This is a genomic window from Luteibacter sp. HA06 (genome assembly GCF_054061215.1).
Genome location: NZ_JBSSDZ010000001.1, coordinates 1,996,779 through 2,012,885, shown reverse-complemented (window position 1 = coordinate 2,012,885; position 16,107 = coordinate 1,996,779). Strand labels below are relative to the sequence as shown.

Annotated in this window: 15 protein-coding genes; 4 read left to right on the top strand and 11 right to left on the bottom strand. The window is 62.3% G+C overall.

Going from position 1 to position 16,107, the window contains the following annotated elements; translation table 11 throughout:
* Positions 1-473: 473 nt before the first annotated feature.
* Positions 474-1,727: an ATP-binding protein gene (locus ACVWWJ_RS09230; RefSeq protein ID WP_456967525.1), complete on the top strand. Its 1,254-nt coding sequence runs from the start codon at positions 474-476 to the stop codon at positions 1,725-1,727.
* Between the two features lie 22 nt (positions 1,728-1,749).
* Positions 1,750-1,908 (top strand): CGNR zinc finger domain-containing protein, encoded by a 159-nt coding sequence (locus ACVWWJ_RS09225; RefSeq protein ID WP_456967524.1) that lies wholly within the window; start codon positions 1,750-1,752, stop codon positions 1,906-1,908.
* A gap of 54 nt (positions 1,909-1,962) precedes the next feature.
* On the opposite strand, the gene ACVWWJ_RS09220 is transcribed toward ACVWWJ_RS09225, so the two are convergent.
* From ACVWWJ_RS09220 to ACVWWJ_RS09200, 5 genes are all read right to left on the bottom strand, one after another.
* Positions 1,963-2,865, bottom strand: coding sequence for an alpha/beta fold hydrolase (locus ACVWWJ_RS09220; protein ID WP_456967523.1), 903 nt, complete (start codon positions 2,863-2,865; stop codon positions 1,963-1,965).
* A 36-nt stretch (positions 2,866-2,901) separates the two neighbouring features.
* Complete coding sequence (locus tag ACVWWJ_RS09215; RefSeq protein WP_456967522.1) at positions 2,902-3,606, bottom strand: SDR family oxidoreductase; 705 nt, start codon at positions 3,604-3,606, stop codon at positions 2,902-2,904.
* A 108-nt stretch (positions 3,607-3,714) separates the two neighbouring features.
* The gene (locus ACVWWJ_RS09210; RefSeq protein WP_456967521.1) at positions 3,715-4,368 is read right to left on the bottom strand and encodes a TetR/AcrR family transcriptional regulator; all 654 of its coding nucleotides are present in this window, start codon (positions 4,366-4,368) and stop codon (positions 3,715-3,717) included.
* A gap of 8 nt (positions 4,369-4,376) precedes the next feature.
* Positions 4,377-5,129, bottom strand: a complete 753-nt coding sequence (locus ACVWWJ_RS09205) for an SDR family oxidoreductase (protein ID WP_456967520.1) — start codon at positions 5,127-5,129, stop codon at positions 4,377-4,379.
* Positions 5,130-5,156: 27 nt separating this feature from the next.
* Positions 5,157-5,798: an HD domain-containing protein gene (locus ACVWWJ_RS09200; RefSeq protein WP_456967519.1), complete on the bottom strand. Its 642-nt coding sequence runs from the start codon at positions 5,796-5,798 to the stop codon at positions 5,157-5,159.
* A 473-nt stretch (positions 5,799-6,271) separates the two neighbouring features.
* On the opposite strand from ACVWWJ_RS09200, the gene ACVWWJ_RS09195 reads away from it, so the two are divergent.
* A complete protein-coding gene (locus ACVWWJ_RS09195; RefSeq protein ID WP_456967518.1) occupies positions 6,272-7,015 on the top strand; it encodes an SDR family NAD(P)-dependent oxidoreductase in 744 nt (247 codons plus the stop codon).
* Here ACVWWJ_RS09195 and ACVWWJ_RS09190 read toward each other — a convergent pair.
* The 4 genes from ACVWWJ_RS09190 to ACVWWJ_RS09175 all read right to left on the bottom strand — a co-directional run bounded on the left by ACVWWJ_RS09190 (position 7,012) and on the right by ACVWWJ_RS09175 (position 12,076).
* Entirely contained in the window at positions 7,012-9,234 is a 2,223-nt protein-coding gene (locus tag ACVWWJ_RS09190; RefSeq protein WP_456967517.1) for a xanthine dehydrogenase family protein molybdopterin-binding subunit, read from the bottom strand. The two genes, ACVWWJ_RS09195 and ACVWWJ_RS09190, sit on opposite strands and share 4 nt — an antisense overlap.
* Before the next feature lie 10 nt (positions 9,235-9,244).
* Positions 9,245-10,261 (bottom strand): FAD binding domain-containing protein, encoded by a 1,017-nt coding sequence (locus ACVWWJ_RS09185; RefSeq protein WP_456967516.1) that lies wholly within the window; start codon positions 10,259-10,261, stop codon positions 9,245-9,247.
* A complete protein-coding gene (locus ACVWWJ_RS09180; protein WP_456967515.1) occupies positions 10,258-10,734 on the bottom strand; it encodes a (2Fe-2S)-binding protein in 477 nt (158 codons plus the stop codon). The genes ACVWWJ_RS09185 and ACVWWJ_RS09180 overlap by 4 nt, the downstream gene beginning before the upstream one ends.
* A gap of 712 nt (positions 10,735-11,446) precedes the next feature.
* Positions 11,447-12,076 (bottom strand): response regulator transcription factor, encoded by a 630-nt coding sequence (locus ACVWWJ_RS09175; protein WP_456967514.1) that lies wholly within the window; start codon positions 12,074-12,076, stop codon positions 11,447-11,449.
* Positions 12,077-12,299: 223 nt separating this feature from the next.
* Here ACVWWJ_RS09175 and ACVWWJ_RS09170 point away from each other — a divergent pair, with 223 nt between their 5' ends.
* Positions 12,300-13,250 (top strand): LysR substrate-binding domain-containing protein, encoded by a 951-nt coding sequence (locus ACVWWJ_RS09170; RefSeq protein WP_456967513.1) that lies wholly within the window; start codon positions 12,300-12,302, stop codon positions 13,248-13,250.
* Between the two features lie 423 nt (positions 13,251-13,673).
* Here the strand turns inward: ACVWWJ_RS09170 and ACVWWJ_RS09165 are convergent, their stop codons facing one another.
* Both ACVWWJ_RS09165 and ACVWWJ_RS09160 read right to left on the bottom strand, forming a co-directional pair.
* The gene (locus tag ACVWWJ_RS09165; protein WP_456967512.1) at positions 13,674-14,465 is read right to left on the bottom strand and encodes a hypothetical protein; all 792 of its coding nucleotides are present in this window, start codon (positions 14,463-14,465) and stop codon (positions 13,674-13,676) included.
* A gap of 1,198 nt (positions 14,466-15,663) precedes the next feature.
* Complete coding sequence (locus ACVWWJ_RS09160; RefSeq protein WP_456967511.1) at positions 15,664-16,044, bottom strand: winged helix-turn-helix transcriptional regulator; 381 nt, start codon at positions 16,042-16,044, stop codon at positions 15,664-15,666.
* Positions 16,045-16,107 lie beyond the last annotated feature (63 nt).

Genomic DNA, 16,107 nt, shown 5'->3' with positions numbered 1-16,107 from the left:
GTCAATGCGACGGGCCTGATGGCAATTTTACGAGTTTCGGGATTGATTGGGCGCCCGACGCGCAGGCGAACGCGCCCGGCCCGGCTGGACCACATCAACTGCACACCGACGCGGACCGATGACGCCATCCGCTGGCTGACAGTCCCGCGCCAAGTGTGAGGATCTCTGCTTTCACACCGCTCGTCGTTTGTACAACCTGGAAGGCGGATAACTGTTATTCGGCAAGAACGGCGAATGCGGTCTCCTCAATCGATGGCAACACAGGCAACCTCACCCGACCTGTCCCAGATGCCCATCATCCAATGCGCTGGCCCCTCCACCTCCTCGGCATCGCTGCGCTCGCGTTCGCTTCCGGGACAGAGTCCTTTGTATTCGCGTCGGAATTGGACGCAGTCCGGACGACCCAGCCCAATCCCGCCCAAGGTGCCCTCGTGTCAGATGCCGGGATGGCGTCAAGGGGCGATGGGGTCGCAGTGACCGCCGAGGCGATACCGGCACCCGGCGGCCAAGCGCCGACATCCAGCGCTGACAGCGATTGGGCCGGCAAAAGTTTTCTGACAAGCGGCGACACAGTCCCGCTGTCACTGACGGGCGGAACCTCAACATCACTCCTGTGCTCCGAAGGCGGATTTCCTCTTCTGAACGGACCGGGCATTGCCACCGTGAACCGGTTCGCGCCCGCGCCCTCGCCTGTCCCACCGACGCCGACGATTCTCTCGGAGACGATTGGTGCCGGGGGAGCCGACAGGCATGGTCTGGCCAACGGACGCGATCTCAACGTCCGCTACGCGGTACCTGCATTTGAAGATTCAAGCGCCGTCCGGTTTCGCTACCGGCTGGCAGGCTTTGAAACCGGATGGCAAGACGCAGGGGATCGCCGCGAGGCGTCTTACACAGGCTTGCCGGATGGCAATTACCGGTTCGAAGTTGAATCGGGCAACCAGGCAGGAGATTGGAGCCCACGGGCGTCCTTCAACATCGAGGTCGCAGCCCGGTTCTTTGAAACCCTTTGGTTCCGGGTCCTTGCCGTTCTCGCCGTCGTCGGTGTGCTCTACGCCGCCTGGCGTCTCCGCCTGCGCCACGTGACCTCCGCCCTCCGCATCCGCCTGGACGAACGCGGGATCGTAGCGCGCGACATGCACGACACGATTCTCCAGGCAGCCCAGGCGATGGCTTTCCGCCTCGATGTCATGGCCAACTGTCAACGCAAGCCGCCGACGCGGGAGGAGCTTGCGTCGCTTGCCGACTATGCGCGCAAAACCATCGAGGAAGGGCGCAGGAAACTCGAAGTTCTCCGCGCGGATCACGAAGACGACGTCAGGCCTGTTTCGGCACTCGTGCGCCTCGCCAACGAACTCGCAAGCCAGGGCGGACCAACGGTGACATGGACCACGGAAGGCAAGCCGCGCAGCTTCAATCCCCTCGTCGGGGCGCAAATCCGATCCATTGGGCGGGAAATGCTTTACAACGCATTCATGCATGCGAAGGCCACCCGTATCCAACTGCATGCCGACTACGGCAAGCGCCGCTTTGCCCTCACTGTCCAGGACGACGGCTGCGGCGTGGACGTCGATGAGGCAACCTCGAAGCGCGGGCATTATGGTTTGCGCGGGATGAAGGAGCGCACCCTCCGCTGCGGTGGGTGCCTGCGCATCGGGCCGCTGAACCCCGGCACGCTCGCGACTGTGACAATTCCTGCCCCGCGTGCCTACAGCCGCCCGATTTGAGCGAAGCGGAGGTCCCGATAACATGCAGGGTGACAGGACAAAAAATTCGTCGAGCGTTACCAAAGCGCGTCGCGCCTTCCAAAATCGCTCCAAGAACGCGAGCGCGGTGTGGCACGACGTGCGCGTGTGCGGAAACGCCATCAACCTTCGCGCGTCCCGGGCGCGCCACAGGAAAGACTGAGTCTCTCTTCGAGAGACGGGATACGGACGGATATCGTCCGTATCCCGCTTGCCCTTATTGCTCGAGGAACCTGTCTACCTCAGCGACGAAGTCGTCGTGATACTGGAAGATGGCGCCATGGTTGGAGTCGGGATACAACACCAGCTTTGCATTTTTCAGAATCTTGAACATGGCAATCGAACTGTCCGTTGGCAGCATCTTGTCGTCACTGCCACTGACCACGAGTACCGGCTGGGCGATGGCGGTCAGCAGCTTGTTGGCCGGATCGTTCGTCGTCGAGAACGCGATGATGGCCGAGCCCTGTGCCTTGCCCACGTCCGGAGATGGTTCCGGGTCACGATCAGCCTTGCGCGCGCTGGCGCGTTTGAGGAAGGCCTCTCCGGCTGCGATGCTGGCTTTTGAGTCCGTAAAGAACAGGACCATGCGCGGGTCCGGATACTTCTTCTGACTCATTGCTTCGCCAAGCACCTCCATGAGGTGGTTGCCGCCGCCCTGGTGGGCGGTGTTGGCAAGAACAACTTTCCGGACCAGCTCGGGATGCTGCGCGGCAAGCTCCTGGGCAATCATGCCACCCAGCGAATAGCCAAGAAGGTCGACTTTCTTCAGGCCAATGGCCTGAACGAAGGCAAGCGCATCTGCCGACATCTGTTCGACGTTGTCCGGCACTGTGCCGCTCGACCCGCCAACACCGGTGTTGTCAAAAACGATGACCTCGCGATCCTTGGCAAGACCGTCGACGACGGCCGGATCCCAGTAGTCCATGGTGCCGGTGAAGTGCTGGAGCAGCACGAGCGGAACACCCTTGCCGTGACCGATTTTCCGGTAGGCAAACCGGGTCCCACCTGCCTGGACGTGCTGCGTCGGTGCATTTTCCAACGTGGAAGCGACCGAAGTCGTGGCGGCCTCTGCAGTAAACGCCGAAGCCATCAGGCCGAGCACTGTGACAAGATTTTTCATGAGATGGATGTCCCTGGAAGCTCGATGGCGTTCAAATCAGCCGGAAATAACGTCTTTCAGATACACCGAAGAGGTAAGGCCGCCGTGCACCTGGCGGGTCGGCTCGTCAACAAAGACCTCCTCTGCACCCGCCTCGATGGCATCGAGAGCCTGGCGAACAACGTCTTCGGGTTTTGCCTTCGGAACATCAAAGCCCTTGGTGAGGTCCGTATCGATGAAGCCGGCATGGACGCCGACCACCTGCGTGCCTTGCGCACGAAGTTCGTGGCGAAGCCCATTGGTCAGGCCCCACGCAGCCGACTTCGATGCGCCATAGGCTGCAATCGAGGGCGTGTTGATCCAGCTGAGAATCGAGAGCATGTTCAAGATGGCGCCGCCGCCATTACGCGCAAGAACGGGTGCAAATGCCTGGCTGACATTGAGGATGCCGAATACGTTGGTCTCCAGTTGCTCGCGCAAGACCTTCTGGGCATTCCCGTCGACAAATCCGCCAAGGCGCGCAATGCCCGCGTTGTTGATGACCACCGTGACGTCGGAGAGCCTGGAGGCCAGGGCTGCAGCGGCCTCGCCATCGGTCACGTCCAGCTCGACTGCCTCGACGCCGTCGAGTTTGACTGACGAAACATCGCGGGCGGCCGCATAGACCTTTTTTGCGCCGCGCGCGAGGGCCTGCTTTGCATATTCAAGGCCAAGGCCGCGGTTGGCGCCGGTGACGAGAACAACGGAATCAGACAGTTTCATGGTGTGTTTCCTTGCTGTGGTGGACAACTGTTGATATGACATTCGTCATATATGAAATGGTGCAAACGCGGCCGGGCGGACGGCCCGGCGCGTTCCTGGCGAATTTGGCTACTGGGTGTCGTAATGTGCGACGAGGTCCGCCCGGGCTGCTGCGAGTACAGCCCTGCCCTCGTCGGCACTGCCCAACGAGCGGGCAAGCTGCATGGCGCCAATGAGTGCCCCGGCAACCGTCCACGCCGATTGGCGGCTGTGTTCGGGGAGGGCGTCGGAGACCAGCCTGTGAAGATTCCCAATGACCGTCCGCGAGGCGAGCGCGACTTCCCCACTTTGCTGCGGCATCTCGGAACACAGCGCGGCGACCGGACAGCCATTTTCCTGTCCGCAAATCTGCGCGTCTGACAAATACGTGGACACAAAGGCGGAAAACCTCGTGTGACCCAGCCCAACGAGGGCGTCAACGTTCTCTCGTATGACCGAACCGATGTCTTCGCTCGCGTGCACGAGCGCTTCGGACAAAAGAGCGTTCCGGGAATCGAAGTGGGCGTAAAAGCCGCCATGGGTCAGACCCACTTCCTTCATGACCTCAGCGACGCCAATCCCGCGAAACCCCGCACGCCTCACGCCGCGGGAGGCGGCCTCGACAATTCGCCGGTGTGTCCTGTCTCTTTTTGTCCCAACAGCGTTCATGCGGAAGAGCTTACCATGAATATGATGGTCATCATATGTTGGGCATGGCAGTCGACGGCCGATGGTGGTTTCCATTCATAATCTCAAAAGGACTGCGCAAGGAAGAAATTGTTGATGTGATCCACGAAGGCGTGTTCGTGGAGCCCCGGGTTTTCCCGAAACGGGCGGGCCTCCTCGACAAACACTTCTGGCGCGTCAGTCCCCAGAGCCACCATCGTCCCCTCTATGAACTGGTCCATCGGCATCGCGAGCGGATGGTCAGGCGGCCCCAAAAGGCCGGTGCCCACCCATGGTGCAACCAGTTCCTGGACAGTCACGCGTGTGTCCTTGAGCAAAAACCGTTGCGAAAGCGCATATGAGTGCAGCGCTGCCTTGGTCGCCGAGTACACAGCAAAGGATGCCAGCGGGGTGAAAGCGAGCGCGGAAGAGTTGTAGACAATGTGCGCGCGCTCCTGACGCCTGAGCAAAGCAATGAGGGACGAGGTGACACGCATGGGACCGAGCATGTTCGTGGATATCTGCGAGATGGCGGCATCCTCGTCGAGCCGTACCGAGGCGTCGTCGCCTATCATGATCCCCGCGTTGTTGATGAGAACGTTCAAGTCGGGATGCTGGTCCGACAAAAACCTTGCTGCGTTTGAAACGCTCGTTGCGCTGCCGACGTCGAGCTCGATGGCCTCAATCTCCGGGTTCTCCCGCACAAACTCGTCTAGTCTGTTTCTTTTTCGGCCGGAGACAATGACCTTGTTTCCCAAGGCCTGCAGCGCGCCGGCGAGGGCCGCTCCGATTCCGGAAGAGCCGCCGGTGATAAACACCGTGTTTTCCGTCAGTTGCATCTTTGATCTCCCTTGATGCCGTCCGCCTCATGCAGGCCACGCCGAACCGCGTATGACAGAGCAGAAGTTTCCCCGCCTGAAAGCGGGATCCTTGTCGGCAATGACATCAGCCTTGACGTTCCCGAAGGTCGTGTCCGGCTTGCTTGCGATGCCGTCATAAAAGGCCTGGATGATGTCTTCCTTGAAGTGCGGCGTGCGCGGGAAGGCCCGCACAACTGCTTCCCGCTCTTCGTCGGAAAAGTCTTCATAGGCAATGCCGAGCACGTCCATCTCCACGCCCGCTGTTACCAGGGAAACGATTGGGTGCATGTGCACAGGGATGCCCGGTGTCGTGTGCAACGCGATGGCAGTCCACACGAGGTCGACGTCCGACTCCGCAATGCCGTGGCTTTTGAGGAAAGCTCGCGCCACGTTTGCGCCGTCAACCTCAAAGCGCTCGTCCTGGCTGGCATGCGAGGAAAGCAAACCCATGTCATGGAACATTGCGCCGGCGTACAAAAGTTCGGCGTCAAACTTCAAGCCCCGTCGGTGCCCCGACAGCGCGGCAAAGCAATACACGCGTGACGAATGATTGAAGAGAAGTGTCGGGCTTGCGTCCCGCACAAGCTCCGTGATTTCACGGGCCATGGCACTGTCGGGCATGCGAACGTCATGAACGATGCTGACCATCTTGTTTCTCCACATGGGGTATGGACACCGTGCATCGCACAACGCACGATGGACTTGAAGCCAACACCGATGGCCCACCGGGCCCTTCGCGCCCGCACCTTCACCGGATGTAACCATGACTTCACCCGCCCAGCGTCACGTCATTGCCGTTGCCTTGCCTTGTCCGAAAACGCTGGACGTATCCGGTCCGATGGATGTCTTTTTACACATCAATCGCAGGCGCAGACTTCGGATGTCCTCCGCTGGATAGCGCCCAGGGCCGCTGGGGTGATGGTTGCCTGAGAGCGCCCCCTCGTCCGGACACCCTCCGGATTCGCGAACCAGACGCCAAGCCAGCCCTCCAGTACGAGCGCGCGCGACGGTCCGGCTTGGCCGATGGCTGTGCCGGCCAATGACATTTTCAAACCACGCGCGGCTGACAACCCCCGGAAAACTCCTGGTCCCGGCTCTCTCTCAACGATTTGGCGATTTGCATGATTGATTTGACAGGCAAGACTGCGCTGGTAACCGGCGCCACGGACGGCATCGGCAAGGCGACAGCGCACGCGCTGGCCGGACTCGGCGCCAAAGTTTTGATGCACTACGACAACGACGCCAGCACCGCCAATGCCATAGCATCCTCAATCAGGGCCGAGGGCGGACGTGCCATCGCCCTGGCCGGCGACCTGGCGTCTCCTGACGGACCTCCGGCGCTTGCGCGACAGGTCCGGAACGCAACCGGCGACCGGCTCGACATTCTCGTCAACAGTGCCGACTTCCTGCGCGAAGACACATTCGACAGCGCGACACCGGAAGATTTCGAGGCGATGTTCGCCATGAATGTTCGCGCACCGATTTTCCTTCTCCAGTGCCTTCTTCCGGCGCTGACCACCGGCGCATCAGTGGTGTTCGTCTCCTCGCTCATGCGCCGTCATGCCACCGGCCTGCACGTGGCCTACGCCATCAGCAAAGGCGCCATCGAGACGGCCGTTCATCATCTTGCTGCGGCACTCGGCCCCCGTGACATCCGGGTCAACGCGGTAGCGCCCGGCGCCATCGAGACGAACGCCTGCGTCATCAAGGGCGCCCTGGGCAACAAGGGCGTCCTTGCCCTGCAGGCCCTCCAGCGCTTTGCCACGCCCGAGGACATTGCCGATGTCATCGCCTTCCTGTCGTCCAATGACGCGCGCTGGATGAGCGGCGCCATCGTCCCCGTGGACGGCGGCTCCAAGCTTTAGTCGGCAAGGGTTACCCGGTGCCCTAACCCCAGGGCGTTGGCGTCAGCGTGGAGGCCCGGCAACAAGCGGTCGATGGTGATGGGCAGGTCCCGCACGCGGACCCCGGTAGCGTGGAAGACCGCGTTGGCAATGGCAGGAGCCACTCCGACGCCGCCAATCTCCCCGAGGCCCTTGACCCCTATCTGACCGACCTCATGGTCGACCTCATCGACGAAGAGCACGTCTAGGTCAAAAATATCGGCGTTTGTAGGGATGTGGTAGTCGGCGAACCCGTGCGCCATGCATCGCCCAAGGACATGGTCCGTTGCCCCGTCTTCGTGCAGCGCCTTGCCGATGGCCATGACAGCGGCGCCCCGAATCTGGCTGCGGGCGGTGGAAGGGTTGAGAATGCGCCCGGCTGCAACGGCGCTGACCACGCGCGTCACACGGATGACCCCGAGATCCTCGTCGACCCTGACCTCGACAAAGACGGCCGAATGGGTTGCGCTGGTGAATTTCTTTCCAAAGGGTGGATTGGTGATTGTCGCAGTGGCGGACACCGACTTTTTGCCTCTCGGAATCGGCCACGCAACCGTCCCGGCGGGACGCAATGGTTGCCGGCCGCCATGCCGCGCGAGCTTTCGTTTGAGCTTTTCACATGCTTTCTGGACGGCGGACCCGGCAGTTGCTGCTGTCCAGGAGCCGCCCTGGGTCGGATTGTATGGCAAGGATGAATCTCCAAGTCGCACGGCCACCTGCGCGATGGGCACACCCATCGCATCCGCCGCGACCTGACTGAGAATTGTGTAGGTGCCGGTGCCGATGTCGGTCACCGAGGTGCTCACTTCAATCGAGCCGTCCGCGTCGATTGCCACTGTTGCGCGTGCCGGAAGCGGGGAGATGTTTGCGTCCCACACACCGGTGGCCATCCCCCAGCCGATGAGCTCCCTGCCTTCGCGCATTGACCTGGGCGAAGGTGTGCGCCGGACCCAGCCAAACCGGCGCGCCCCCTGTTCGTAACATGCTCGCAGGGCCTTGCTGCTGAATGGCTTGTCTTCGCTCTGGTCGTACTCGGAGTAATTGACCAGACGCAACTCGAGCGGGTCGATGCCCGCCTCAAATGCCAGCTCGTCCATGGCCGACTCTAGGGCGAACAGGCTGCTTGACGCGCCAGGCGCCCGCATGTCGCAAGGCGAGACGGTATCGAGCTGTGCCAGCCGGTAGCTCAGGTGGACGTTCTTGCAACGGTACAAGTAACCGGAAAACACGAGCATCGGATCTTGCGCGTCTTCGTTGCGGGAGGTGGCGACGATGGCGTTTTGCATCAATGCCCCAAGCTTCCCCGCGCGGTCGGCTCCGAGGATGACCCGCTGAATGGACTCTGCCCGCGCGCCAAGGGTGAACATGGCGTCCCGCGGCAGGACCACCCGGACCGACCGCCTGAGTGCCTTTGCAGCGAGCATGGCCAGAAAGACCGATTGCTGCGGCCGCAGACCGAGGCCGAACGCGCCGCCCACGTACGAGCTGACGACCCGCACCTTTTTGCCAAAAAGCAAAAATGCGGCCTTGAGATAAAGCTGGACACTTTTGGGGCTCTGCGTCTTGTCATAGACGGTCACTTCCCTGCCCGGGCCCCAAACCACCGTCGACGCAAAGAGCTCCATCGGATGATGGTGCTCGCGGGACGTGGTGTAAGTCCCGTCGACCCGCACGTCCGACAAAGCCAACGCCGCATCTGCATTCCCCGTCGGCTTGGGTGTCCCGGGAACACCTGTCCGCTTTTTCGGGGGCTTGTAGGCCAAGGGCACCTGTTGTCGCAGGTCCGTTGCATGGGGCTCTGTCTCGTAGCTGACCCGCACCAGTGCCGCCGCATCGCGCGCGGCTTCGAACGTTTCCGCAATGACCAGCGCAACCGGTTGTCCGCTAAAGAGCACCTTGTCACTGTGCAACGGGCGAAACGGCTTCCCGGGCGGGCCCATGGGGTCTTTGAAGAAAACGCTGAAGTGAGCGCCACCAGGTCGGTTGAGGTGAGTGAGGATATGGACGACGCCCGGATACGCGCGGGCGGCTTCCAGGTCGAAGCCGACAATCCGCCCTTTTGCGATTGACGACGCGACGACTGCGCCATGCAGGAGGTCCGGCGCGTCATATTCGGCCGCATAGCGGGCCTGCCCAAGAACCTTCAACGCACCGTCGACGCGGCGAACACCTGTGCCGGTCAGTTTTTCCTGTTCCGCCATTGCTGTGGTCCTAAGAAACGCGCTTGTCATCTTGAGACTGCGGCGTGTTGAAAACGGCCTGTGTCAGGCAGCGGACAATCGCCCGGTGGGCAAGGTCAATCTTGAATGCGTTCTGCGCCTGGGCGACCGCGCCTTCGAGAAGCATGCTGGCGAACTGCGAGAATACGGCGGCCGACGGCGCCTGTCCCTCGAGAAAAGATTCTGCTTCCCGGTTGCGCCATGGCTTGTGGGCAACCCCGCCAAGCGCAACCGCCGCCGACCCGATGCGTTCCCCATCCATGGCGACAATGACGGCGACAGACACCAGCGCGAATGCATAAGAGAGCCGGTCGCGTATTTTCAGGTAGCTTTGACGGGCGTTTTCCTGCAGCGTCGGCAACCCGATTCCGGTGATGAGCTCGTTTTGGCCGAGGGTCGAGTCGATGTCCGGGCTGTCACCTGGCAGTCTGTGAAATTGCGCGAAAGGGATTGACCGGCTTCCGTTCGGACCTTGCGCTGTGACGACCGCGTCGAGCGCTTCCATCGCCACGCACATGTCCGAAGGGTGGGTGGCAATACAGTGATCGCTTGCGCCCAGGATGGCGTGGTTGCGATTGAGACCAGCCCGTGCGGCACATCCTTGCCCCGGCTCGCGCTTGTTGCATGCGGTCTGGACATCGTAAAAATAAGGGCATCGCGTCCGCTGGAGGAGGTTTCCCCCTACTGTGGCCACGTTGCGAAGCTGGCCTGACGCTCCAGCAAGGATGGCGCTTGAAAGAAGCGGGTAACGACTGACGACGGCAGGGTGGAACGCCACGGCCGTGTTGGTCGCGAGCGCACCGATAAAAATGCCTCCCTCCGTTGCTTCTTCGATGCTGCGCATCGGCAGGCGGTTGATGTCGACCACGGTGGAGGGCGTTGCAACGTCGTACTTCATCAGATCGACGAGGTTGGTGCCGCCGGCAAGCAACTTTGAGTCCGGATCAGACTCAAGCGCGCTGATCGCATGGGGAATGTCGGTTGCGCGGATGTATTGAAAATCCTTCATTGCTCGCCCGCCTTGCCCATGACTTCGGCAATCGCGTCAACAATGCCGACGTAAGCGCCGCACCGGCACAGGTTGCCGCTCATTGCCTCACGGATTTCAGTCCGCGTCCTGGCGTGACCTTCCTCAAGCATCCCAACCGCTGAGCAGATCTGGCCGGGCGTGCAATACCCGCACTGGAGCGCGTCGTGCCGGATGAAGGCGTCCTGGAGCGGATGAAGTGCGGTGGGTGTGCCCAATCCTTCGATGGTCGTGACGGACGAACCGTCCCGGGTGACAGCGAGAACCAGACAGCTGTTGACCCTGACGCCGTCGAGCAAGACGGTGCATGCGCCGCACTGGCCATGGTCACACCCTTTTTTGGTTCCCGTCAGGCCCAGCCGATCCCGCAAGAGGTCGAGCAGGGTCACGTTAGGCGGAATCTCCACCTGATGGTGGCGCCCGTTGATATTCAGACTGGTTGAAAGTGGTTCCATCGGCCGGATTCCCGTTTGGACAGCGCTCTGGCAGTGAGGGCTTCGGCAGATTGTGGTCAGGCCAGACGTGCAAGGGAGGCCAATCCGCAGAAGACCCGGTGAGCCCTCCGCGAATAACAGTTATCGATAGACGGTTACCGGTGTTTGCCTTCCAGCCTGACGCGGCCTATTGTTCGGTCAGACCCATCGGCCACCTCCCATGCATTCCCCATGCAACAACCTGTCAATGATTCTTGCCGCAAGGCGCACGGAGATACTGTTCAACGAGGCCCTCGCGCCCGTGGGACTGGTTGCGCCCCAGTACAGCCTGCTTTTGATCATTTGTGACATCGGCCCGATTGAGCATGCCGCGCTCGCACGCATCATGGTTCAAAGTGCACGCTCCCTGACGGCAGCCCTGCGGCCACTACGAAAGGCGGGACTCATCGAACCGGTGGACGACGGAACCGGAAAGGGCACAATGTGGCGAGGCACGGTTGCAGGTCGCCGGGTCGTCAAGCGCGCTGAACGACACTGGAAACGGGCGCAGGACGCAGTCGAGCAGCGGCTTGGGCCCCAGAGGGCCGCGACCCTTCGCCAGACACTTGCTGTCATCGCGGGGACTGATTTCAGCGGGGCCGCCGACGCGTCCCACGGCCGGTAAAAAGAACGACGATCCTGAGGCGCCCGAAATCTCAGCAAAGAGCCCGCCGTCGGTGACAGGCTTCCGGGGTCAAAGGCCGATGAGGCCCTGTCGATAGGCCATCGCGACCGCCTCCGTGCGATGCCGGGCGCCGAGCTTCTGGGAGATATTCTTCAGATGCCCTTTCACCGTCTCGTCCGAGATGGTCATCAGTCGGGCGATTTCGCGATTGGTATGCCCTGCAGCAACGCTCCGAAGCACCTCGACCTCACGCTCGGACAACCCGCTCCCCCTGGCTTTGCGCGCCGGGCCCTGGCTGGTCGCGCGGGACGGTGCGGCTTTTCCGGCCAGGATGTCGACCACCTTTTGCATATCCGTCGCCAGCGCGGCCGTCAGCATGAATTCGGATGCGCCAGCGTCTATGACGCGCGCCGCCATCGCCCCGGTCCGGTAGGCGCCGAAGGCAATGATGTGCATCTGTGCCGAGAACGCTCGGGCACGCCCGATGACTTCCAGTCCGCCGTCGCGCGGCACGTGAATGTCGACGAGCAAGATGTCGGGCCTCGTGGCGCGAAGCTTCGCGATGCCCTCGGCGCCTGTCCTTGCCTCGCCGACGACTGCCATGTGTGCCGCCATCGCTACGCTGGCGTGAATGGCGTTGACGACAACCGGGTCATCCTCAACCACGAGAACACGAAGAATTCCGAACTTGCTGGGCATTGCTCCGGGCGCCAAGGATGAGAATCGGGGACGGGCGAGGGCGAACCACCCGCTGGTTTGAGGCGCAGAGCCCAAGGCGGATGGTACGCCGCAGCCTCCTGCGGTGCCACGGCCCCCAAATGGGGGGTGCACAGCCACGCAAAGAGGCTGCAAAATAAGTGTGTTAGCTCGATGACAAAGCCATCCGGGCGGGTGCAAGCCCGTTCGCGCAGAGAAAACATTCTTGGACAAGCTCGAGGCAATGCAGCTTTTCATCCGTCTTGCGGACTTGCGCAGCCTGTCGCAGGCTGCGAGTGCGAGCGGTGTCTCGCGTGCGACCGCCAGCAAGCAGCTGTCGGCGATGGAGGCGGCTCTCGGGGTTGAACTCATCAGCCGCGCCAGCCGGGATCTTACCCTGACTGCCTCAGGTCGCATCTATTACACGCAAGTGCGCCAGATTTTCGACGGGCTCGAGAGAGCTGAAGCCCGTATCGAAAAAGGCCAGACATCGCCGTCAGGCATCTTGCGCGTCACCATGGCGCCGTCGCTCGGCCGGATGTACGTGCTACCGCATGTACGCGGCTTCCTTGAGCGCTACCCGGCGGTGCTCGTGGACATCGAGATGTCCGAACGCATGGTCAATCTCGTCGCCGAAGGCGTCGATCTTGCCATTCGCACAGGAGCCCTTGCCGACTCGTCGATGGTCGCCAGGCGCATCGGTACCGTCAGGGACGTTACGGTGGGTACCCCCGCGTATTTTGCAAAACACGGCTCACCGCGTCATCCCAAAGACACCGAAAAGATGCCCTGTGTGGCCTGCATATCCGAGGGGGCAGCCCTTCCCTGGCGTTACCGCGACGGAGAGTCGGCCCTGACCGTCGAGCCGCGAGGAAGGGTTCGCAGCAATGATGCCGAGTATGTCAGGGCTTGTGTGCTCATGGGCCTTGGCATGGGCCATGGTCCAGAGTGGCTCTTCGCAGACGATATCCGGTCAGGCGCATTGGTGGAGGTCCTCGACAGCCATGCGGCCCCGCCGCAGGCGCTTAGCATCGTCACGCCCGCAGGCAGACGCAATCCCGGAAAAGCGCAGGCATTTATTGACTATCTGGTCGAGCGGTTTCAGGGCAAGCCCCCGGTGGATACGGACAGCCCTACGGCCACCGCGGGCGCTGTACAGGTGCGCCGGCTGGCTTAGGCGCGAGATGGCGGCAGCCGGTCGGGCCGGCAGTTCGAGCGAAATGCTTCAACCAGTGTCGGGCTGGCACTGTTGCCCGGCAAACGGTCGCCATCGATGCAGTGACGCGCTCCAAGGGAACGCCAAAAATCATCCCGTGGCTCCGCCCTGCCCTAACGCCCGCCTTGCAGCGGTCCCACGCGCTCCAGGGTGCTTCGCTCCCGCCCCGGCTCGCCCGGGAACACCACAGGCAACGCGTCTGGCGCCCCTTCCCGCCATGGCCGGTCGCCGTCTCTCACCGCGCGCTGACCGCAGGCCGATGGTATCGACACGGACGGAGAATGGCCTACTGCGCAAGGGTCGGTTCGTGCGACCGCAGGGCGCATATTGTTGTGCACGAGGTGCGGCAATGCTGGTGAATGGTGGCACACAGCGTAAGCCCGATCAGCCTGTCGCCACCGCCCCCCGACGAAGCATGCCATCAATCAACCCGGTCGCCTGGGCGAGAGACGCGCGCACGGCCTCTTCCCAAGGCAGCCTCGCCCCGCTTGAAGTCCACGGTCGACCCAGTGCGGTGACTGCACTCATCGACTCGATTTTTCCGCCCGCATCCATCAGGTCAATAAACGCTTCTGCGGAAATGTGACCTTGGCCGAGCCCGCCCACTATTCGCGACCGGCCGTCGACGACGAACAGGGTGCTGTCGATGACATCACCAAGCCGGAGCAAGGGCACAGGGCGCCCGCGAATTTTCCGCCTGACCGCACGCATCTTCTCGCTGCGCTTCAAAGCCGCGTCGGCAACGGCACCGTCGAGTACAGGCTCAAGCTCGTTGAGCACAAATGACCAAAGCAACTTCGACACCGTCGACGCCGGCGCGCCGGAACCTGACGTGCGACGCTCGGCCAGTGCAGGACGCCACGGACGGCCATTGCCAAAACGGAGCGCCAGTTGACGCTCCAGGATTGCTTTGGGCACGCCGAAATAGCAGGCGACGACGACGACGCTGACGTACGTGTCGGCGCTGACCGATTCGAACATCCGGCGAAACGAGGCGTGCGACAGAAGGACGGCAATGTGGCCGGGCCGTTTGGCGGCCTCGCCAAACGATCCACCAGCCTCTCCGGCGCTAGGAGCCCGGGCCTCGCTGGCTGCGGCGCCACCAATGTCGAGATTGAAAAATTCTCTGATGGTGACGTCTTTTGTACGCCACTCTGCTGGACGCCCGGAGGCCATGCATGTCCTTTGTCGCGGTTACGGCCTGGCCGTTACCGGCTCCAGGCACCGTGGAATGCTGCGTGGCGAACACGGGGCGAATCCGGACCCGGAAGCGCTGCGCAGCCGGTCACTCTAGCTGCCGACGCACGAAGAACACGGCCCAAGCAAGCATATGAGTTATCCGCGCGTGAGAGCCGGGTTCGCCGTGGTTGGAGAGGACGGCGAGATTCGACGCTGAAAAAACGCCTCCCGCCCTGCCGGGCTGCTGACACGGCTCAGGCGGGAGACGACACGGGACCCGACCTGGAAAGTCGCGGACTCGCGGCGCGCGAGCCGGTGGCCCAGGACGCACGTTGACTATAGGGCGGGATAGGCGAGACAGGAATTTGATTGATCAAATCGCACTCATAGGGTTTTCTTATTACCCGCGCGCTGACGCCGGGCTGGAGCGCAACAAACGCATAGGTGCAGACACACGGCTGGTCTTGCGCGCAAGAAGCGGGGCACCCCTGCGCTCCAAGGTGTACGTGCGCGTGCGCTGACGAACGGATTTGCGAACGACGGGCGCGAGCGCCGTGGCAACGCCCGCATCCACTGCGCAAATGCTCGCGGTCCTTGCAACGCAGGCTGCCGGTCTTCCGCAGGTCTTGCTGGCAACGGCGCGCCGTCTCCGGCGACCGCGGCCGATCATAACGGCGTGGTCGGGGGATGAGCGCCCACGAAATCCGTTTTTGACAAGGCAACGAGGAACCGGCAAGCACGGCAAGAGACGTCAAGCCACTGTTGCAGACGCGACACCTTGCTCAATTTTTCAATTTCATCTGGGGAGGGGTTTATGCGCGGGAAGGTCCCTGTTGCCGTCGCGGGTGCGTGCAGGTGGCTGCTGGCGAATGCAGGCCAAGGCGAGGCCCGACTCCGGGTCGGGGACCCGCGGAGGGAAGACCGCGTGCACCGAACCAGAAAGGTGGCCTCGACGTCGAGGCCGGCAATTCCCTGTCGTCAGTTCGGACCGGGTGCATCGGCCGTGGCATGGGTTTGTCCGGACGCTCTCGCTCGCATGGTCAAGACACCGAGATGCAGGCGGCCCAAACCGGGGTTTGGCACTGCGGCAACGGGCGGGATGGGGCGGCGCGCGGTGCCCGGACAGCACATGATCGAAGCCCGTTCACCACCCACGTCGCGCTTTCAGCGATTCGGGCTCGATGCCTCCCGTTTTTCAACGACCCAAGACATCCTCCGTCGCCCCTCTTCCGTCGTCGCCCGTGCCACACGACAGACCGTGACCGTTGTACCGGATGCCCCACTCGCCCAACGAATTGAGGATCGGGATGAAGTCGCGACCACAGTCGGTCAGCACGTATTCGTCCCGGGGCGGACGCGCGCTGTATTGCCGCTTTTCCAAAACGCCCGCATGGGTCATCGCCTTCAGGCGCCGGGACAGGATGCTCGGCGCAATGCCCAAGCTGGAGCGGAACTGATCGAACTGTGTCATCCCAAGGCTGGCGTCCCGAAGGATAAGCACACTCCAGGCATCCCCGACCAGGGCCAGGGCGCGCGACACGGCGCAGCGGGTGGAGGAAAGTTTCTCGGTGTCCATTGCATAATGCTATCGACATCACTATCGTAGTGCAACTGAGTCGATATTCTTTTACAACCCACA